The organism is Croceitalea vernalis (assembly GCF_031846405.1).
Classification (GTDB): Bacteria; Bacteroidota; Bacteroidia; order Flavobacteriales; family Flavobacteriaceae; genus Croceitalea; species Croceitalea vernalis.
Window position 1 is genome coordinate 1,005,610 of sequence record NZ_JAVRHU010000001.1, and the last position, 19,188, is coordinate 1,024,797.

The window sequence follows — 19,188 nt, forward strand, 5'->3', positions numbered from 1 at the left end:
AGATAACTGAACATGATTATTTTTTTGCTTTTAGTTAGTGTTGCATTCATCATATTATTTACCGTAAAGTGGAAAATACATCCATTTTTAGCTTTATTGGTTGCGGCTTTGTTCTATGCTTTAGCGGCCAATATGCCCTTTGAAATGATTTTAACTTCCATTGAAGAAGGATTTGGTGGCACCTTAGGAAAAATTGGTTTAGTTATTTTACTTGGTGTAATTATAGGGGCTTTTTTAGAGAACTCGGGTGGTGCTTATAAAATGGCTGAAGTAGTACTTAAAATTATTGGTAGAAAAAGAATTCATGCCGCCATGGCGATTATTGGATACATTGTTTCAATTCCTGTTTTTTCTGATAGCGGATTTATCATCTTAAATCCATTAAATAAATCTTTATCTAAAAAGGCCGGACTTTCAATTGCTGGAACCTCAGTGGCTTTAGCCTTGGGTTTGTTATTAACTCATGTTATGGTACCTCCGACACCTGGTCCAATCGCTGCTGCAGCTATATTAGAAGCTGATATTGGTTTGGTAATGTTAATAGGTATTAGCGTAAGTGCTTTGTCACTGATTATCGCAATTATTTACTCTAAAAGAATAGCAGGCAAGACATATATTGACCCTAATCCTGAATTATCTGAAGAGCAGATTACAGCAAAAATGATAGAAGCGCCTAGTGCCTTTAAATCTTTTTTACCCATTCTAATTCCTATTTTATTAATAGTGGGTAAGTCATTGTCAACTTTTTTATTGGATGATACTTACGCAGATACGTCTTGGTTCAAATTTATAGGTTTTATAGGCTCTCCTATTATTGCTTTGATTATTGGTGTACTTCTGTCATTCTTGTTGCCAAAAAAATTCGACGTTCAGTTATTATCTGATTCAGGATGGGTAGGAAAAGCGCTTTTAAGCGCCTCATCAATCATATTAATAACTGGAGCGGGAGGAATTTTTGGAAAGATCCTTCAAAACTCAGGTATTGGAGATCATCTAGCAGAAATGTTGTCCGGGGTTAGTTTGGGTATTTGGTTGCCCTTTATTCTAACTGCTGCAATTAAAACTGCACAAGGCTCTTCTACGGTAGCATTGATAACCGCTGCCTCAATAATGGCACCATTAATGGTTTCCATGGGGTTTGATACTGAAATACAAAGGGCAATGGTGGTCATTGCAATTGGTGCAGGTGCTTTGGTCGTACCTCATGCTAATGATAGCGGATTTTGGGTGGTAACACAATTAACGGGTATGGATATTAAAACAGGCTATAAACTATATACTTTAGGAGCATTAATAACAGGTCTTTTTGCAGCACTCATGGTTTTTTTAATCACTTTATTCGTTTAGAACCTGTTGAAAAATTCTCATTTTTAAGAAATGATTACTAAAAGTTTTCTTTGACAAAAACGAGCTATCTTTAAATACATAATTCTTTGTGTATGGACTTGGTAGTTGGAATCGATATTGGAGGTACCAAAACAAAAATTGGTTTGGTGGATAAACAGGGCAAGACCTATGGTAACACTTTTTTTAGAACGAAAGAGTTTCCAAATCTTGAAGCCTATTTAAGCCAAACAAAAGAAACAGTTGATGAGCTCGTTGCATCACTTGATTTTGAATCAACTATAATAGGATGTGGAATTGGTGCTCCAAATGCTTCAAGTAAAAGAGGTACTATTGAGAATGCGGCTAATCTTCTTTGGAAAGGTCAGGTTCCAATTCTTGAAAAATTTAAAGAAATAATGCCGATGCCAATGCGGATTATGAACGATGCAAGTGCAGCGGCTTTAGGAGAAATGTTATTTGGCAGTGGTCGTAATATGACAGATTTTATAGCCATAACATTGGGCACAGGTTTCGGCGCAGGCATTGTTGCGAATGGACAATTAATTGACGGTTTTGATGGATTTGCTGGAGAATTAGGTCATGTTGACATGACTATTGGTGATGGACGATTAACAGGTTTGGGAGTACGTGGAGGTTTAGAAGCCTATGTTTCAGCAACAGGTTTAAAACGTACCATTATGTATATGTTGAGTAAGTATATGGATGATAGTCGTTTTAGAACAATAGCCTTTCGTGATTTACATGGTGAAGAAATTACTCAGGCAGCAGAAGAAGGAGATGTTATTGCTATAAGAGCATTTGATTATACTGCTAAAATGATGGCGCAAGCTTTAGCAAATTTTACTGCATTTACGCAACCAGAAGCATTTGTTTTAATGGGAGGATTGACCAATAGTGGTAAATGGATTTTAGATCCTCTGAACAAATATTTCAATGAGTTTTTATTAGACGTTTATAAAGGCAAAGTGAAAATTATAGGATCGGGAATGCCTGGAAAAACTGCTGCTATTTGTGGAGCAGCTGCATTGATTTGGGAAAAACACAAATAGCTAAATTTCTTTTATATCTTTGTACTGTTGTGTTGGGTTTCAATATTATTGAAACCAGGTGATGCACAAATTGTGCAAACCAATGAAAGGCTTTCCTTATGGGAGGCTTTTTTTGTTTATGCAAATTCCGAATGAAGAACCTTGTGAATTAAGGATGCTGCAAGTTTTGCAGTATGATTATCAATATCATATTTCGGATTCATTTCAGCAATATCAATACTTATGAGCTTACCAGAAGCTATAATAGTTTCCAAAGATTCTAAAACAATATCAGGAGAGAAACCCATTGGAGAAGGAGCACTCACTCCAGGTGCAAATGCTGATGAAAATCCATCTAAATCAATGGTTACATATAAATAGTCCACCTTTTCCATGAAAGCGCGAATCCAGGTATTAATTTCTTTAGCGAATTGAATACGAAAGGTATTTCTATCTACATACGTAACATCTAATTCTTGTGCAGTTTCAAATAAGATTTTGTCATTAGCATCTTTGCGAATACCCAAACATAAATAGTGAAAAGGGTCATTCTCATTTGCTATTTGAAAAAATGGAGTGCCTGAATTAGCTCCTGAACTATCTTCTCTTAAGTCAAAATGAGCATCAAAATTTATGATGCCTATGTTAGGACGTTTATTTTGATTTAATAAATGTTGTTTGATACCATTAAAATGTCCGTAGGCAATATCATGCCCACCACCTATTAAAATCGGCAATACATTTTTATCTAATAATTGATTTACCGTTTTAGAGAGTTGTGATTGGGCTACCTCTAATTGGTCATCGATACAATAAAGATCTCCGACATCAAATAATTTTGTTTCAATTGCCAAATGATTAGGCATTTTTGCCAAGGCTTGTCTAATTACTTTTGGACCTTCTTTAGCACCAACTCGTCCTTTATTGCGATGAACGCCTTGGTCACACGAATACCCAAGAATCGCAAAAGATTTTGACGAAGCAACAAATGCTGATATTGATTTGCATTCAATTTTTTCATGCAAATACAACTGGTCCTTAGATTTTCTACCAGTCCAATTTTCTTTCGATGGGGGATTATAAAGTTGCATGATTACATCAAGTTATTCAAAATATCTTCATTAACTAAATTTGGTATGGTAATTTTTAAACCAGGAGAACGTTCCATCTCTCTTTCAATGGCAAAAATGGCTTCCTCATTTCTTGCCCAACTACGTCTTGCGATACCATTATTTACATCATAAAAAAGCATGTTTCGTAAACGTTTGTTCGCTTCGTCTGAACCATCCAGAAGTAGGCCAAAACCACCGTTGATGACTTCACCCCATCCAACACCACCGCCATTATGAATAGATACCCAAGTAGCACCTCTAAAACTATCACCAATTACATTGTGAATTGCCATATCTGCTGTGAATTTACTACCATCATATATATTACTGGTTTCTCGATATGGAGAATCCGTCCCACTAACATCATGGTGATCACGTCCAAGGACTATCGGAGCGGAAATTTCTCCACTCTGAATGGCTTTGTTAAAAGCTTCAGCAATTTTCATTCTACCTTCTGCATCAGCGTATAAAATTCGTGCTTGTGAACCTACAACTAGCTTATTGTCTTCCGCTTCTTCTATCCAAGTGATATTATCTTGCATTTGCTGTTGAATCTCTTCAGGTGAATTCTGTTTGATTTCTTTTAAAACTTTAGCTGCAATTTTATCTGATATACTGAGGTCTTCTGGTTTTCCGGATGTACAAACCCATCTAAATGGTCCAAAACCATAATCAAAACACATTGGTCCTAAAATATCTTGTACATAAGATGGATATTTAAAATCAATATTATTTTCTGCCATGACGGAGGCACCAGCTCTTGAAGCCTCAAGTAAAAATGCATTTCCGTAATCAAAGAAATATGTTCCCCTAGCTGTATGTTTATTAATTGCATTTATTTGTCTTCGAAGAGATTCTTGAACTTTTGCCTTAAATGTATCAGGTGCTATAACCATTAACTTGTTAGCCTCTTCAAATGATAAACCAACGGGGTAATATCCACCAGCCCAAGGATTATGCAAAGAGGTTTGGTCAGAACCCAAATGAATAAAAATTTGCTCTTTATTAAACTGTTCCCATATTTCAACTACATTGCCTATAAAGGCTATTGATACTACTTCCTTATTGGCAATGGCTTCCTTAGTTCTTTTAACCAGAATGTCTATTTGGTCAATGAGTTCGTCAACCCAACCTTGTTCGTGCCTTTTTTTTGCGGCAACCGGATTTACTTCAGCACAAATGGTGATACATTTTGCAATATTTCCTGCTTTGGGTTGTGCTCCACTCATACCGCCAAGGCCAGCGGTTAGGAAGATTTTGCCAGCGGGTGTTTCCTCTTTTTGAAGTACTTTTCTAAAAGCATTCATTACGGTGATTGTCGTCCCATGAACAATGCCTTGCGGACCAATGTACATATAAGAACCTGCCGTCATTTGGCCGTATTGTGTTACTCCTAAGGCATTAAATTTCTCCCAATCATCCGGTTTTGAATAATTAGGAATCATCATGCCATTAGTTACTACGACTCTTGGCGCTTCTTTTGAAGAAGGGAATAATCCCATTGGGTGACCTGAATAAATGTGTAGTGTTTGTTCTTCTGTCATTTCAGACAGGTATTGCATAGTTAAAAGGTACTGTGCCCAATTTTGAAATACTGCGCCATTACCACCATAAGTTATTAGCTCTTCAGGATGTTGCGCAACAGCTGGGTCTAGATTATTTTGAATCATCAACATAATACCAGCGGCCTGTTGAGATTTTGCAGGATATTCATGAATAGGTCGCGCAAACATCTGATAATCCGGTTTAAACCGATGCATATAAATTCTACCATATGTTTTTAATTCTTTTGCAAATTCTTTCGCCAGTTCAAGATGCCATGATTTAGGAAAATAGCGCAAGGCATTTTTGATGGCTAGTTTTTTTTCTTCTGGACTTAAGATATCCTTTCTTTTTGGCGCTGGGTTCCCCCCTTTAGGGTAATCTTTACTAGTTGGTAATTCAGAAGGAATACCTTTTTTTATAAGCTCTTTAAAAGAGTTTTCTATTATTGTTTTCATTACTTTTTTAAAGTTTAACTAGGATTCACTAGAGTTCCATTCTTCCATACGCCATTTGGTTTTAATTGCCCTTGCTGATATGTGATTTCTTGATAGTTATTAGTTGGATAGCTAACAAAATCAGCTTTGTGACCTATTTCAAGTATTCCACGATCTTTTAGTTTTAAAGCTGCTGCCGCTCTAAATGTTATACCTGCTAAGACTTCAGCATTTGAAAGTTTTTGAAAGGCACCTAGGATGCAAGCTTGTGTTAGTAAATCTCCCATTGGGGCTGAACCTGGATTGTGGTCACTTGCGATAGCTACAATTGCCCCAGCATCTAATAATTTTCTAACAGGAGTAAAATCGCAACCAAGACCAATTGAAGCTCCTGGTAATGCTACTGCAATTGTTTTGCTTTGAGCAAGTAAGTCAATCTCTTTCTGAGAACTAACCTCTAAGTGGTCAGCACTAATTGCTTTGTAGTGTACAGCAATTTCACTTCCACCAGGTGTAAATTGGTCAGCATGTACTGTGATATCAAAACCTTGTTTTTTTGCCGCTTTAAAATAAGGGGCAATTTCTAAACCTGAAAAAGCACTATCTTCAATAAAGGCATCAATTCTTTGTGTAAGACCCTCAGCTTTAAGCGTAGGAAATAGAGACTCACTGATTTCTAGAAGATATGCTTCTGCTGAATTGTTCCAATCTTTAGGCACCATATGTGCTGCCAAACAAGTGCTTATTAAATCTTGTTTTACCTGAGAATTTGCCTCTTTAATGGCACGTAGCATTTTTAACTCTTGATCTACCGATAAACCATAACCACTTTTGACCTCGAGGGTAGTTACTCCATTTTTTAAGTGACGGTTACTGCGGTGAATAATACCATCAATCAATTGTTTTTTACTTGCCATTCTTGTTTGAGTGACCGTATCCCAAATTCCACCTCCGGCTTTTGCTATTTGTAAATATGACTTTCCTGAATTGCGCATAGCATAATCATTAGCTCTAGTACCGCCGAAACAAATATGGGTATGTGCATCTATTAATCCAGGGATACATACTTGACTTCCCTTAATTACTTCTAGTTCATGATTACCTTTTTTTAATTCTTCATAAGCGCCAATAGCTGTAATTTTTCCACCTGAAACAACGATTCCACCTTGATTAATTACTTCAAGTTGCTCATCTTTTAGCGCTCCTCTCAAGGGTAGTTTATTAAGAGGAAGAATTTGTGTAAAAGGACCTATAAGTATTGCTTTTTTCATATTAAAAGGTTTCAAATTCTACACGATGTAGGGTTTCCCAGGTTAAGTTATTAGCATACATGGTTTTCGTTATAAGATCCGTTATCTCTCCCGATTTCAAAATTTCAATTGCTAATGCAATATCATCGGCGAAAACACGATCCTTTTCAGCAAAAGAAACCTTTGTTCGCACATGTTTGTGAATTTCATCTAATAAAACACCTGATTTTAAAGGTTTTCTGTATTCAAAGGCTTGAGCCGCTGTAAGCAGCTCAATCGCTAGAATTTTTTCAACATTGTTCAGCACTTGAAGCGCTTTACGTCCGCTAATAGATCCCATACTAACATGGTCTTCTTGACCTAAAGATGTTGGTATGCTGTCGGCGCTTGCAGGAAAGCACAGCCCTTTATTTTCGCTAGCTAAAGCTGCTGTGGTATACTGTAAAATCATGTATCCGCTATTGATGCCAGTATCATCCATTAACAATTTGGGAACGCCCTCGCTATTGCCTTCAAGAGCAAGATATATTCGTCGGTCAGATATATTGCCCAACTCAGAGGCTGCTAATGTTGCATAGTCCAATGCCATGGCTAATGGTTGACCATGAAAACTTCCACCACTAATGGTTAACTCTTCATCAATAATGACAGGATTATCCGTTACAGAATTCAATTCAATTTCTAGTAACTCTTTTAAATGTAACCAAGCATTTCGTGAAGCACCATGAACTTGCGGCATACATCTTAAAGAATATGGATCTTGAACACGCTCACAATCAATATGATCTTCTAATATTTCAGAACCTTGAAGTAATGTTCTAATTCTGCCGGCTACGTGCTGGTTTCCTTTAAAAGGTCTTAACTCATGTAATGCTGCAAAAAAGGGTTTAATAGACCCTTGTAGGCCTTCAATCATCATTGCGCCAATAATATCAGCATGTGAAAGCGCTTGTTTCAATTTTTCAACCACTTTTACAGCGTGAGCAGCAATGAATTGTGTGCCATTTATTAAGGCTAATCCTTCTTTTGGCCCTAGGGTTAATGGGGCTACATTCAATTGTTTTGATAAGTTTTTCATAGAGCATTCTTTTCCATCATACTCAACTTTTCCAAGACCAATTAATGGAAGAAATAAATGTGATAATGGCGCTAAGTCTCCCGAAGCACCGACTGAACCCTGTGAAGGAACAATAGGAATGATATCATTTTCAATATGCCATAACATACGTTCTAAGGTACTCAATGCGATGCCTGAAAAACCTTTTGCTAACGCATGTATTTTAAGAATGAGCATAAGTATTGCTACTTCTTTTTCAATAGGCTCACCCACGCCAACACTATGACTTTTCAAAATGTTAGTTTGTAAAATTTTAGTGTCTTCTCTTGAAATTTTAGTGTTGCAAAGTGGCCCAAACCCGGTATTGATTCCATAAACGATATTGCCCTTGTCAACAATAGAGGCTACTCTTTGAGCCGATTCAAGAATCTTTAATTTAGCTTTTTTTGATATTTCACCTTTTATCTGCCCTCTAGCTAAACCTAAAGCGATACTACTTGTCAGATGCTCTTCTCCATATAAAAAAGTTGTTTTAAGCTGCTCCATCTTGATGATTTGTTTAATCGATTATCGAGATTAAATATTTCGACACCCGCGTCGAATTTTTGGTTAATGTTTTTTAATATCTCCTAGGCTTAATTCAAATTGATATACTATCAAAATTAAAACGTATTTTTAATAATTACCAATACCTATTTTATCAAGAAGTAATAACCATGAGTTATCAATTAGAATTACGTCATTATAGATATTTTATGGCGGTCGCTGAGGCATTGCACTACCGAAAAGCCGCCGAAAGACTATTTATTTCTCAACCGGGTCTAAGTCGCCAAATCAAACAAATGGAAGAAATTTTAGGAACGCAACTTTTTATTAGGGACAAAAAAAAGGTGCAATTAACACCCGCAGGGGATTATTTGAAAAAGGAGTTGGAAGCTGCTTTGTCGCATTTAGAGCACACTACTAAACAAGTTAAGCTAATTGGTAAAGGTCAATTGGGTGAGATTAGAATTGGTTTTTTGGGCTCGGCAATGCAAGAAGTTATTCCCAGTATGCTTTTGCAATTGAAGGAAACATATCCTGAAATTCATACAAGTTTAGAAGAGTTATCTAATAAGGCTCAAGTGAATGCTATCTTAAAAAATCAATTAGATATTGGTTTTGTTCGTTTATCAAGAATTCCAAGAGGATTAAGAATTAAACCAGTTTTTGAGGATACTTTTTCTTTGGTTTTACCAAAAAATCATGCTTTGAATCCATCAAATTTTAAAGGAATTGAGCAGTTGTTTGAAGCTGATTTTATTCTTTTTTCTCAAGACTATAGCCCACTTTACTATGATACTGTAATCAGTATTTGTGAAGATGCTGGTTTTAAACCTCAAATATCACACAAATCAGTCCATGCGCAAACTATATTTAAATTAGTTGAAAATGGTTTAGGTATCTCTATAGTGCCAACAGCATTACAACACGGTTTTCAATTAAATGTCAAGTTTATTGAATTAGCAAAAATTAAACAAAGAGCTGTATTGTCTGTATTATGGAAAGATGACCATCATAATCTTGCCCTAAAACATTGTTTAGACTTACTCTTTGATAGCTAATAATTTGATAATTTTGACGTCATAATCTAATGCTATGATAATTGATATAATAAAGAAAAGACGTTCTGTATTTCCAGTTCAATATAACGATAAACCTATTTCAAAAGAAATTATAGAGGCCATTCTAGAGGCGGGAAATTGGGCTCCTAATCACAAGAAAACTGAACCCTGGCGATTTAAAGTGTTGCAAGGTAATTCTAAGGACGCATTAGGTACTTTTTTAGCAAATAAATACCAAGAGGTTGTGCCAAATCCTAAGAAAATAAAGATTAAAAAATTACTCGATAATCCATCAAAAGCAAGTGCAATAGTGGCTATTTGTATGCAGCGTGACCCAAATGAGAGTCTCCCAGAATGGGAAGAAATAGCAGCAGTAGCTATGGCGGTTCAAAACATGTGGCTTTTGTCTACCGAATTAGGCATAGGTAGTTATTGGAGTTCTCCTGGTCTCATTAAGTACATGGATGAGTTTTTTGACTTTAAGGAGGGCGAAAAATGTTTAGGCTTCTTTTATATGGGGTATTCTAATGAAGATTTATCGGAAGGTACTCGAACTCCTATTGCAGATAAAGTGGAATGGATGGAGTAGGAGTTAATTTCAAAAATACCTTAGCTCCTAGCTTTATTTCCAAAAGAGCGACTTATTGGAATGTAAACAATGCTCCACCATGCTCAATAGCTTTCCAGATAAAAAGCCCTGCGTAAATTATTGTAATTAAGAACTTCATAAAAGTTCCGGTTAAAAAACCTAAAAAAGAACCAAAAGCAGCTTTTAGAGCTATTTTCTGATCGGTGTTTTTTGACATTTCTCCAACAAAAGCACCCACAAAAGCGCCTATAATTATACCGCCCGGAATGGGTAGAAAAAGTCCTATTAATAATCCGATAATACTGCCGTACATTCCAGCTTTACTACCACCGAATTTTTTTGTTCCCATGGCAGGTATCACATAGTCCATAATAGTGATGAGTAAGGCAAAGAAAAGTGTGATTCCTAAAAACCACCAGTTTTCAGGTACAGCCTCAGTCAGATGTAATAACAATAAACCAATCCAACTAATAGGTGGGCCTGGTAATACCGGTAAAAAACTGCCAAGTATTCCAATTAGAATGCATAAAAATCCAATAACAAGAAGTGCAATGTCCATAATTAAGTTTGACTAGATTATTGAGATTTGATTGATGATTTGTTTTGATAGCTCAATTGAGTGCTAGTTAGTTTACTATTAGACAAATTTAGGGCGGATTTGTTACAAGGCCATATAATTTTATAACTAAAAAATTAGTTTAAACTAAAAATTTAGTTATATTTGAATCGTAAAACTAAAAACTTAGTTCAATGAAACAGCTTACAAAGGCAGAAGAAGAAGTAATGCAATTACTATGGCAACTTAAAAAAGCTAATGTAGCAGCACTGATTGAAGAGCTTCCAGAACCAAAGCCAGCCTATAACACGGTTTCTACCATAATTCGTATTCTAGAGGATAAAGGTTTTGTCGGTCATGAAAAAGTTGGAAAAGGACATATTTATCACCCGATAGTACCAAAATCGGAGTATAGTAATCAGAGCATTAACAAATTAGTTGATGGTTATTTTCAAGGTTCTTTTCAAAGTATGGTATCCTTTTTTATGAAGAAAAATGATATCAATATGTCTGAGTTAGAGGCTATCATGAAACATATTAAAGAAGACGAAAAATGATAACGTATCTCCTAGAAATTTTAATTTTTCAGTTGGCCTTTCTTTTGGTTTATGACCTTTTTTTGAAAGGAGAGACTTTTTTTCAATGGAATAGGGCTTACTTACTAGTAACCTTTATCATTTCTTTGGTATTACCGTGGGTCAAAATAGAAGCTTTAAAGACTACCGTATCTTCGGATTTAGTTGCTTATCCGCAAGCCTTTTTTCAATTACAATCGGTTATATTGAATACAGAAGTTGAAAAAGCTTCTTTTTGGTCGCAATGGTTGTGGTATGAATGGATTTTTTTCGCTGGAATTGGATTGACCACCATACTTTTTGTAGTGAAATTATATCGCATAGAAGTCTTAAGATTGAAGGGCCAAAAAAAGTATTACCCTCGTTTTACTAAAGTAGTAGTCACCAAGAGTAGTGTTGCCTTTTCATTTTTTAAACATGTGTTTTTAGGTGATGGAATACCTAGAGAAAAAGAACCTAATATTTTAGCACATGAACTGGTTCATATCAAACAATGGCATTCGTTGGATTTGTTGTTTTTTGAACTGATGCGGATTGTGTTTTGGTTCAACCCCTTGGTCTATATCTATCAATCTCGAATGTCAGAACTGCATGAATTTATTGCAGATGCCCATGTCGCCAAAACCAATAAAAAAGAACAATATCAATTATTATTAGCTGAGGTTTTTCAAACCCAGCATATCAGTTTTGTCAATCAATTTTTTAAATCATCATTAATCAAAAAACGAATTGTCATGTTAAGTAAAACAAAATCAAAAAAAGTAGTTCAGTTAAAGTACTTGTTATTGCTGCCCGCAATTATGGGAATGTTGTTGTATACTTCTTGTGAGCAAGAAATTAAGCAAGAATCTGTTGAAAGTGAAGTTGCTTTAAATGAAAGTGATGCAGCTTTACTTAAATCAATTGAGAATCATTTACAAAATAAAAGCCTTGAAGAATTAATTAGAATTGCCTTTCGAGTTGACCTTAAGTATGATTTAGATATAGACCCACTTTCAAAACGGGATTTTTTTGAACAACAGCTTGCTTTATATCACGTTAATAATAAGATGAACTCTTCTCAGGATATCGAATTTACTTCAGAATTGAAAGAAGTTTTAGTTGACATTTATATGCCGAGTAGTGAAAAATATGATTCTTATTTAAACGAATATGAAGCGTTTAAAACTCTAGGAGAAAATTTAAAGGTTTCTATTGATAAAAAGGACTTCACTATTCGGTCAATTAAAAAAGAAGATAAAAACCTAGGTCCGGGAGAATTTTATCAAGTTGGCAAAATAAAAGATATGACCAGTGAAGAAATTGGAAAAGTCAATCAATATTTAGAGCATATTAAAGGAACGGAAAGACCACTATTTTTATCTGATGACAATCTCTCATTCAAAATATCTAGCATAAATCCAATAAATGAAAATAAGGGTTATTCCGTTGACTATAAGGTTACAAAAATACAGAAAAAGGACTCGTTAATTCCTTTTGCCATCGTAGAAGAGATTCCTGTTTTCCCAGGTTGTGAGGGTGCTGTTAACCCTAAAGATTGTTTTCAAGAAAGTTTGCAAAAACATATTAGAAAAAACTTTAATTACCCAAAAGAAGCCCAAGAGCAAGGTATTCAAGGTCGTGTAAGTGTTGTTTTTACAATAGCTAAAGATGGCTCCATAACTAATATTAGAAAACGAGGTCCACATCAATTGTTAGAAGAAGAGGCGGTACGTATTATTAAACGTTTACCACATATGACGCCTGGAAAGCAGGACGGCGAAGTCGTAGAAGTACCGTTTTCAATTCCCATTACTTTTCGCCTAAGTGATACTTCAAAAACACCAATTCCATTTCCAAAAATGGCAACTGATGCTGATGGCATTAGACCAATGGTTAAATCACAAATACTTAAATATAATAAACTAGTAGATGAACGAAAAAGATTGTTGAAAAGCGCTAATCGAGACAACCCAGTTATCATTGCACTTGAAAAAGATTTAACGCTTCTAAAAACGAAAATTAATGAACAACTGCATTTAAATTGAAAGGTTTTTTTTTCTTATTAATTCTAATCACATTTTCTCAAGCCGAGGCCCAAACTTCGGCTTCAGCCGTTGCTGATAGTTTGTATCTGTTAGGTAATTATACCAAGGCTATTAATGCTTATGCAGAACTAGGGGATGAAAATTCAAGTTTGCAGATAGCTCGTTCTTATGCTGCAATGGGCAATACCCAAAAAGCCATAATGCAGTATGAAGGCTTATTGCAGAAATACCCAACTAATACCTTGGCTAAATTTGAATTGGGTAAGCTATTTGACAAGACCAAAAATTATACTGCTGCTCAAAGCGTATTTGTAGCATTAACTCAAAGTAATAGTGATAATCCTGAATTTTATTATTACTTGGGTAAATCATTACAATCAACCTCAGATTATAAGACAGGAAACAAAGCTTTAAAGAAGGCTGTACAATTAGATAGTACTCATTTAAGAAGTATTTATTTGCTGGGCAAATACTATGTTGGTGTTGAAGAACCTGCAAATGCAACACGGATTATCGAATTAGGTTTAAAAACAGCTCCGAATGACGTGGCTTTAATCAATTTAAAAGCCTTAACTAAGTTTGATATCGGTGAATATGAAAGTGCTGCTTCACTTTTTGAACGCCTGGTTGAACTTGGCGAAAAAAAGCCCTTTGTTTATAAAAAATTGGGTTACGCTCAGAGCAATATCAGAGCTTATGAAAAGGCTAAAAGCACCTATAGAAAGTTAGAAGAAATACCTAATTATGAACCTGAAGCTTATATGGGTTTGGGTCAGGTCTTTTTAATGGAACAACAATTAGATAGCGCTGAGACTTATGTTTTAAAATCAATAGAAGCCAGAAAATATGTTTTTGATATTGAATATCAAAGCTTAGGACGTATAGCTCATCTGAAGGACGAGCTTAAAAAATCACTAGAGTACTATACCAAGGCTTGGGAAGAAAATAAGAGTAATATGTTACATTATTGGCAAGTCTCTATTATTGCGGATGAATATTACAAAGACCCCAAGGTTAAAATAGGATATTATGAAAATTTAATTTCGCAATACAAAAATCTACCTCCTTTTTTAAAAGAGCGTGCTGAAAAGCGCATTCGAGAACTGAAAGAAGAAATCCATTTTGCAAAAGATTAAATTACCTCAAATGTTGTAATTTCAGCCAAATTCTTAAGGCTACAATGCAAAAGTTTTTGTTCTTATTAATGGTTGTTTTTTTAACTTCTTGCGAACTTTTTCAATCGAAGGCAGTTCGTACGGAAAATAAGGTGCAAGAAGATCTTTTAGCCATAGACTGGAATGATGTAGATTCTTATCCGCTCTTTGATACTTGCGATGAGAATGCACCTAAGAGTACTCAAAGAAGTTGCTTTCAAGAAAATATGTTTAATTATTTTTCTTCAGCTTTTAGTGATGCGCAATTTGAAGTAGATACAGATATTAACGAGACCCTCCACGTTGATTTTAAAATTGATGAGCATGGTTTTATTACCATTCTTGAGATTGAAGAAAATGTAAAAATCAATGAATTACTACCAGGGTTTAATGCAGAGATTTCAAGTCGTTTGAATGATTTAACGACTGTTGCTCCAGCATTAAAACAAGGAAACCCTGTAAGTATGAAGTTTAGACTTCCACTGGTTTTAAATACCACAAACTAAATTGGCAAACGAGAAAATCATATTAGGTATTGATCCTGGAACTACCATTATGGGTTTCGGAATAATAAAAGTGGTGAATAAAAAAATGCAGTTTGTTCAAATGAATGAATTGTTATTAAAAAAATACAATGATCCCTACACCAAATTAAAACTGATTTTTGAACGTACAATTGAACTTATAGATACCTATCATCCAGATGAAATAGCTATTGAAGCTCCTTTCTTTGGAAAGAATGTACAATCAATGTTGAAATTAGGTCGTGCTCAAGGCGTTGCAATGGCGGCTGGTTTATCAAGACAAATTCCAATAACAGAATACCTGCCTAAGAAAATTAAAATGGCTATTACTGGTAATGGAAATGCCAGTAAAGAACAAGTGGCTAAGATGCTTCAGGGTATGTTGGGATTAAAGGAATTACCAAAGAACTTGGATAGTACAGATGGTTTAGCCGCTGCCGTGTGTCATTTTTATAATGAAGGTCGGGTAGAGGTTGGTAAATCTTATTCAGGTTGGGGTGCCTTTGTAAAACAGAATCCCAAGAAGATTGGATAATGGCTGGTATTTACATTCATATTCCATTTTGCAAGCAAGCTTGCCATTATTGTGATTTTCATTTTTCAACCAATATGAAAAAGAAGTCTCAAATGGTCGAGGCGCTTTGTAATGAGATTTACTTGCGTAAGAACGAGTTCAAAGGTGAAAATATTCACACTATTTATTTTGGTGGTGGTACGCCCTCGGTTTTAAGTGTTTCAGAAATAGAACAATTGGTAAATTCCGTTTATGAAAATTATAGGGTTATTTCTGACCCTGAAATTACATTGGAAGCAAACCCTGATGATTTAAATGATATCGCAATATCAGAATTGTATAAAAGCCCAATTAATAGGCTAAGTATAGGAGTTCAATCTTTTTTTGAAGAAGATTTAAAACTAATGAATAGGGCTCATAACGCCCAAGAAGCTCAGAATTGTATTCTTACAGCAAGATCATATTTTGATAATATCTCTATTGATTTGATTTATGGAATTCCTGGTATGTCAGATGAACGTTGGAAAAGTAATATTGAAAAAGCCCTGTCTTTTGATGTTCCTCATATTTCAAGTTATGCGCTCACAGTAGAACCAAAAACTGCATTAAAGAAGTTTATAGAAAAAGGTATCGTTGAAGATGTCGACGATGAAGTAGCACAAAGACACTTTCAAATTTTAAATGAGACTTTAACCAATGCGGGATATTCATGTTATGAAATTTCAAATTTTGGTAAACCTGGATATTTCTCAAAAAATAATACGGCCTATTGGCAACAAAAAAGGTATATAGGTATTGGTCCATCAGCTCATTCCTATGATGGAAAACAACGTGGTTGGAACATCAATAATAATTCAAAGTATATCGAGTCTATTGAAAAAAATAAGGTTCCAATTGAGGTGGAGACCCTTTCTACTACAGACAAGTATAATGAATATGTAATGACTGGTCTTCGCACTATATGGGGAGTGTCGTTACTTAGAATAAAAGAAGATTTTGGGGTTAATTACAGGGATTATCTTATTAACCAAGCTCAAAAGTATATAGATGAGCACTTGTTGTTTGTAGATGGCGATAAACTAATGACGACCAATAAAGGGAAATTTTTAGCTGATGGAATTGCAAGTCATCTCTTTATGCTTAATTTGTCATGATGATTGCAACTATCAAACATAATTCAAGGAATTATAAAATTGATTTATCTAAACCTTTAGATATTTCAATTGCTTTGCGTGGTGATGAAACCAATGTAAATGCTTGGTATTTGGGTCACCCTAAAATAAGGCCCCATGAAGAAGATGGATTTATTGGTAAAGTTTCAGAAGGTTCGTCGGTTAACTTTAATAACATATGGTTTAACCCTCATTCACATGTGACCCATACGGAGTGTGCGGGTCATATTACTGAAGAGTTTCATTCCATAAATCAAAACTTAAAGAACTTTTTCTTTTTGGCTGAGGTCGTAACGGTAGCACCCGAAAAAAAGGATGAAGATTTAGTTATTTCAAAAAAGCAATTACAATATGCTTTAGGGAACAAAAAAAGGAAAGCTCTTGTTATAAGAACGTTGCCAAACTTGCCAAACAAAAATAGTATGCAGTATTCAAATACGAATCCGCCTTATCTTTTAGAAGATGCGATACTATTTTTAAAGACCAAAGGGATAGAACATTTGTTAATTGATTTACCTTCTGTAGATAAAGAAAGAGATGAAGGAGTACTTATTTGTCATCATACCTTTTGGAATACCAAAGGTAAAATAAGAAGTAATGCTACTATAACGGAATTTATATATGTTAGTAATACTATTGAAGATGGCACTTATTTTTTAGACCTTCAGGTAGCCCCAATTGAAAACGATGCGAGCCCAAGTAGACCAGTACTTTATAAAATAATGGATTAGTTTTTACAAAATGGAGAGTTTAATAGAAGCTTTTTTAGGACTCATTTTAGGAGCAATATTGATGTATTGGGTATATTCAATGTTTACTAAAAAGAAGAAGAGAGAGCTTACTGAACATCAATCTACCGTAATACTAGATAAAATCAAAAGTGTCTGCAAGTTGGTTTCAGTCGAAGGAGATTTTGCTGAAATTTATCGGTATGAAAACATCAAAGATGGTTTCATGAGCATATTAAGTAGTAAAAAGAAAGCATTAGTGGTCATTAATGCAAAAGCTCAAATAGGGTATGATTTAAAAAAATTGCGACTAGAAGCAGATAATAATTCTAAACGAATAATATTAAAAGATTTTCCGGAACCCGAAATACTCTCAATTGAACCTGATATTCAATTTTACGATATTAAAAACGGATTGTTTAATTCTTTTTCACCTGATGATTTAACTCAATTAAATCAAAATGCAAAAGAACATATCCGAGAGAAGATTCCAGAAAGCGGATTGATAGATACGGCAAAAAAAGAAGCTCTTGAAGCGGTTTTGCTCATCGAAAAGATTGTAGAAACAATAGGCTGGAAACTTGACTATTCAGCTTTGGAAATTAGTAACAGAGAAAAACAACTCTTAGAAGAATAAATAATGAATAAATTAATTTGTACACTATTGTTTATTGGTTTGTTTTCAAACATAATTGCACAAGAAAATAAGGATATGAATAATTTTGATTCGAGCTTTGCTCATACCGTTTATTTTTGGTTTAAAGATGATACCAACGAAAATGACAAAGACCACTTTGAAAAGTCTTTGAAAAAGTTTTTGTCAAATTCTGAATATGCTAAAACCAAATTTATAGGAACAGCGCCAAAAGCATCAAGAGATGTAGTTGACGGCTCTTTTACATATTCATTAATTGTAACCTTTAAATCAGCAGAGGCCCAAGAAGCATATCAAAATGAGGCTGCTCATTTAGTGTTTATAGAAGAGTGCAGTCACCTCTGGGATAAAGTAATAGTTTACGATTCTAATGGTATTAACTAAATGAATGTAGAAGAGTTTCGGGACTACTGCATTGTTAAAAATGGAGTGACCGAAGAGTTCCCTTTTGATAAACATACGTTGGTATTTAAAGTTATGGGTAAAATGTTCGCACTAGTTCCTTTAGAGCGTTTGCCATCACAAGCAAATCTTAAATGTGATCCTGAAAGGTCGATTGAACTAAGAGAATCATTTGAAGGTGTCAGGCCAGGTTATCATATGAGTAAAGTACATTGGAATACACTCTATTTAGAAAGCTTAAATCCGAGCCTTATTGAAGAGTTGATAGACCACTCTTATGAATTGGTGATTTCTAAATTAACCAAAAAAGATAGGCTGCTATTGAAAAATAATCAAGAAAATAAAAACTAACCTCAATTGTAAGAATATTTTTACTAATTTCATCTATAGTTTTTTGCTATTCATCGACAGTAAATTACTTTTCATCCCCCAATACTGGTTTATTCTTACAATTTAAACCAATTTTGCAATCCTTAAAATGTGAATTTGTGAATGTACTTTTTATAGAAGATGATATGATTGAAACCATGAAAATGCAACGAGCTGTTGCAAAAATGGAATCAAAGCATGTTATTGTTGAAGCAAAAAACGGAGAAGAAGCTTTAGGCATCTTAAATGAGGGGAGTTTACCTGATATTATTCTTCTAGATTTAAATATGCCAAGGATGAGTGGCATTGAATTTTTGAATATCTTAAAAGCAGATGCACGTTTAAAATATCTACCTACAATTATTTTGACCACATCTGAAAATAGAGTTGATTTGTTAAAATGCTTCGAAATAGGGATAGCCGGTTACATCATAAAGCCCTTAAAATATGAAGATTACGAGCTTAAACTTAAGCGTGTTTTTGATTATTGGGAAATAAGTGAGTTAATCAAAGCCTAACAAAAATTGTAAATTCACAACAATATTT

At 34.6% G+C, this 19,188-nt stretch carries 20 protein-coding genes; 15 read left to right on the forward strand and 5 right to left on the reverse strand.

Annotated elements, in window-relative coordinates; translation table 11 throughout:
• Positions 1 to 12: 12 nt before the first annotated feature.
• Both RM520_RS04580 and RM520_RS04585 read left to right on the forward strand, forming a co-directional pair.
• Positions 13 to 1,347, forward strand: a complete 1,335-nt coding sequence (locus RM520_RS04580) for a GntP family permease (RefSeq protein ID WP_311384523.1) — start codon at positions 13 to 15, stop codon at positions 1,345 to 1,347.
• Positions 1,348 to 1,439: 92 nt separating this feature from the next.
• On the forward strand, positions 1,440 to 2,396 hold the full coding sequence (locus tag RM520_RS04585) for an ROK family protein (protein ID WP_311384524.1): 957 nt from the start codon (positions 1,440 to 1,442) through the stop codon (positions 2,394 to 2,396).
• A 116-nt stretch (positions 2,397 to 2,512) separates the two neighbouring features.
• Here the strand turns inward: RM520_RS04585 and hutG are convergent, their stop codons facing one another.
• Genes hutG through hutH form a run of 4 tightly spaced genes read right to left on the reverse strand, consistent with a single transcriptional unit; the run spans position 2,513 to position 8,319 of the window.
• Positions 2,513 to 3,466 carry a formimidoylglutamase gene (hutG, locus tag RM520_RS04590; protein ID WP_311387136.1) on the reverse strand — a complete coding sequence of 318 codons (954 nt, stop codon included), beginning with the start codon at positions 3,464 to 3,466 and terminating at the stop codon, positions 2,513 to 2,515.
• 2 nt (positions 3,467 to 3,468) lie between these two features.
• The gene (gene hutU / locus RM520_RS04595) at positions 3,469 to 5,487 is read right to left on the reverse strand and encodes a urocanate hydratase (RefSeq protein ID WP_311387137.1); all 2,019 of its coding nucleotides are present in this window, start codon (positions 5,485 to 5,487) and stop codon (positions 3,469 to 3,471) included.
• Between the two features lie 14 nt (positions 5,488 to 5,501).
• Positions 5,502 to 6,737, reverse strand: coding sequence for an imidazolonepropionase (hutI, locus tag RM520_RS04600; RefSeq protein ID WP_311387138.1), 1,236 nt, complete (start codon positions 6,735 to 6,737; stop codon positions 5,502 to 5,504).
• Between the two features lies 1 nt (position 6,738).
• Complete coding sequence (gene hutH / locus RM520_RS04605) at positions 6,739 to 8,319, reverse strand: histidine ammonia-lyase (protein WP_311387139.1); 1,581 nt, start codon at positions 8,317 to 8,319, stop codon at positions 6,739 to 6,741.
• Between the two features lie 170 nt (positions 8,320 to 8,489).
• Between hutH and RM520_RS04610 the strand changes: the two genes are divergently transcribed.
• Both RM520_RS04610 and RM520_RS04615 read left to right on the forward strand, forming a co-directional pair.
• Positions 8,490 to 9,377 (forward strand): LysR family transcriptional regulator, encoded by an 888-nt coding sequence (locus tag RM520_RS04610; protein ID WP_311387140.1) that lies wholly within the window; start codon positions 8,490 to 8,492, stop codon positions 9,375 to 9,377.
• 34 nt (positions 9,378 to 9,411) lie between these two features.
• Positions 9,412 to 9,966, forward strand: a complete 555-nt coding sequence (locus RM520_RS04615; RefSeq protein ID WP_311387141.1) for a nitroreductase family protein — start codon at positions 9,412 to 9,414, stop codon at positions 9,964 to 9,966.
• A 52-nt stretch (positions 9,967 to 10,018) separates the two neighbouring features.
• Here RM520_RS04615 and RM520_RS04620 read toward each other — a convergent pair whose 3' ends face one another.
• Positions 10,019 to 10,525, reverse strand: coding sequence for a DUF456 domain-containing protein (locus RM520_RS04620; RefSeq protein ID WP_311387142.1), 507 nt, complete (start codon positions 10,523 to 10,525; stop codon positions 10,019 to 10,021).
• Positions 10,526 to 10,716: 191 nt separating this feature from the next.
• On the opposite strand from RM520_RS04620, the gene RM520_RS04625 reads away from it, so the two are divergent.
• The 11 genes from RM520_RS04625 (at position 10,717) to RM520_RS04675 (ending at position 19,160) form a co-directional block, all read left to right on the forward strand.
• Positions 10,717 to 11,079 carry a BlaI/MecI/CopY family transcriptional regulator gene (locus tag RM520_RS04625; RefSeq protein ID WP_311384532.1) on the forward strand — a complete coding sequence of 121 codons (363 nt, stop codon included), beginning with the start codon at positions 10,717 to 10,719 and terminating at the stop codon, positions 11,077 to 11,079.
• Positions 11,076 to 13,124: a TonB family protein gene (locus RM520_RS04630; protein ID WP_311387143.1), complete on the forward strand. Its 2,049-nt coding sequence runs from the start codon at positions 11,076 to 11,078 to the stop codon at positions 13,122 to 13,124. The genes RM520_RS04625 and RM520_RS04630 overlap by 4 nt, the downstream gene beginning before the upstream one ends.
• Positions 13,121 to 14,260 (forward strand): tetratricopeptide repeat protein, encoded by a 1,140-nt coding sequence (locus RM520_RS04635; RefSeq protein ID WP_311387144.1) that lies wholly within the window; start codon positions 13,121 to 13,123, stop codon positions 14,258 to 14,260. Before RM520_RS04630 ends, RM520_RS04635 begins: the two co-directional genes overlap by 4 nt.
• Before the next feature lie 44 nt (positions 14,261 to 14,304).
• Positions 14,305 to 14,784 (forward strand): hypothetical protein, encoded by a 480-nt coding sequence (locus RM520_RS04640; protein WP_311387145.1) that lies wholly within the window; start codon positions 14,305 to 14,307, stop codon positions 14,782 to 14,784.
• A 1-nt stretch (position 14,785) separates the two neighbouring features.
• On the forward strand, positions 14,786 to 15,337 hold the full coding sequence (ruvC, locus tag RM520_RS04645) for a crossover junction endodeoxyribonuclease RuvC (RefSeq protein WP_311384536.1): 552 nt from the start codon (positions 14,786 to 14,788) through the stop codon (positions 15,335 to 15,337).
• Positions 15,337 to 16,470 carry a radical SAM family heme chaperone HemW gene (gene hemW / locus RM520_RS04650; protein WP_311387146.1) on the forward strand — a complete coding sequence of 378 codons (1,134 nt, stop codon included), beginning with the start codon at positions 15,337 to 15,339 and terminating at the stop codon, positions 16,468 to 16,470. Before ruvC ends, hemW begins: the two co-directional genes overlap by 1 nt.
• The gene (locus RM520_RS04655) at positions 16,470 to 17,219 is read left to right on the forward strand and encodes a cyclase family protein (RefSeq protein ID WP_311387147.1); all 750 of its coding nucleotides are present in this window, start codon (positions 16,470 to 16,472) and stop codon (positions 17,217 to 17,219) included. The genes hemW and RM520_RS04655 overlap by 1 nt, the downstream gene beginning before the upstream one ends.
• Before the next feature lie 10 nt (positions 17,220 to 17,229).
• Positions 17,230 to 17,853: a DUF4230 domain-containing protein gene (locus RM520_RS04660; protein ID WP_311387148.1), complete on the forward strand. Its 624-nt coding sequence runs from the start codon at positions 17,230 to 17,232 to the stop codon at positions 17,851 to 17,853.
• Between the two features lie 3 nt (positions 17,854 to 17,856).
• Positions 17,857 to 18,255, forward strand: a complete 399-nt coding sequence (locus RM520_RS04665) for a Dabb family protein (RefSeq protein WP_311387149.1) — start codon at positions 17,857 to 17,859, stop codon at positions 18,253 to 18,255.
• Positions 18,256 to 18,624, forward strand: coding sequence for an MmcQ/YjbR family DNA-binding protein (locus tag RM520_RS04670; RefSeq protein ID WP_311387150.1), 369 nt, complete (start codon positions 18,256 to 18,258; stop codon positions 18,622 to 18,624).
• Positions 18,625 to 18,761: 137 nt separating this feature from the next.
• On the forward strand, positions 18,762 to 19,160 hold the full coding sequence (locus tag RM520_RS04675; RefSeq protein ID WP_311384542.1) for a response regulator: 399 nt from the start codon (positions 18,762 to 18,764) through the stop codon (positions 19,158 to 19,160).
• The last annotated feature ends 28 nt before the right edge of the window (positions 19,161 to 19,188 follow it).

Excerpts from the sequence above, each read along its gene's own strand:
- RM520_RS04670 (WP_311387150.1), top strand. The coding sequence starts at position 18,256 with ATGAATGTAGAAGAGTTTCGGGACTACTGCATTGTTAAAAATGGAGTG.
- RM520_RS04610 (WP_311387140.1), top strand. The coding sequence starts at position 8,490 with ATGAGTTATCAATTAGAATTACGTCATTATAGATATTTTATGGCGGTC.
- RM520_RS04615 (WP_311387141.1), top strand. The coding sequence starts at position 9,412 with ATGATAATTGATATAATAAAGAAAAGACGTTCTGTATTTCCAGTTCAA.
- RM520_RS04640 (WP_311387145.1), top strand. The coding sequence starts at position 14,305 with ATGCAAAAGTTTTTGTTCTTATTAATGGTTGTTTTTTTAACTTCTTGC.
- hutH (WP_311387139.1), bottom strand. The coding sequence starts at position 8,319 with ATGGAGCAGCTTAAAACAACTTTTTTATATGGAGAAGAGCATCTGACA.
- RM520_RS04630 (WP_311387143.1), top strand. The coding sequence starts at position 11,076 with ATGATAACGTATCTCCTAGAAATTTTAATTTTTCAGTTGGCCTTTCTT.
- hutU (WP_311387137.1), bottom strand. The coding sequence starts at position 5,487 with ATGAAAACAATAATAGAAAACTCTTTTAAAGAGCTTATAAAAAAAGGT.
- RM520_RS04625 (WP_311384532.1), top strand. The coding sequence starts at position 10,717 with ATGAAACAGCTTACAAAGGCAGAAGAAGAAGTAATGCAATTACTATGG.
- RM520_RS04660 (WP_311387148.1), top strand. The coding sequence starts at position 17,230 with ATGGAGAGTTTAATAGAAGCTTTTTTAGGACTCATTTTAGGAGCAATA.
- RM520_RS04655 (WP_311387147.1), top strand. The coding sequence starts at position 16,470 with ATGATTGCAACTATCAAACATAATTCAAGGAATTATAAAATTGATTTA.
- hemW (WP_311387146.1), top strand. The coding sequence starts at position 15,337 with ATGGCTGGTATTTACATTCATATTCCATTTTGCAAGCAAGCTTGCCAT.
- RM520_RS04580 (WP_311384523.1), top strand. The coding sequence starts at position 13 with ATGATTATTTTTTTGCTTTTAGTTAGTGTTGCATTCATCATATTATTT.
- RM520_RS04665 (WP_311387149.1), top strand. The coding sequence starts at position 17,857 with ATGAATAAATTAATTTGTACACTATTGTTTATTGGTTTGTTTTCAAAC.
- RM520_RS04620 (WP_311387142.1), bottom strand. The coding sequence starts at position 10,525 with ATGGACATTGCACTTCTTGTTATTGGATTTTTATGCATTCTAATTGGA.
- RM520_RS04585 (WP_311384524.1), top strand. The coding sequence starts at position 1,440 with ATGGACTTGGTAGTTGGAATCGATATTGGAGGTACCAAAACAAAAATT.
- hutG (WP_311387136.1), bottom strand. The coding sequence starts at position 3,466 with ATGCAACTTTATAATCCCCCATCGAAAGAAAATTGGACTGGTAGAAAA.
- hutI (WP_311387138.1), bottom strand. The coding sequence starts at position 6,737 with ATGAAAAAAGCAATACTTATAGGTCCTTTTACACAAATTCTTCCTCTT.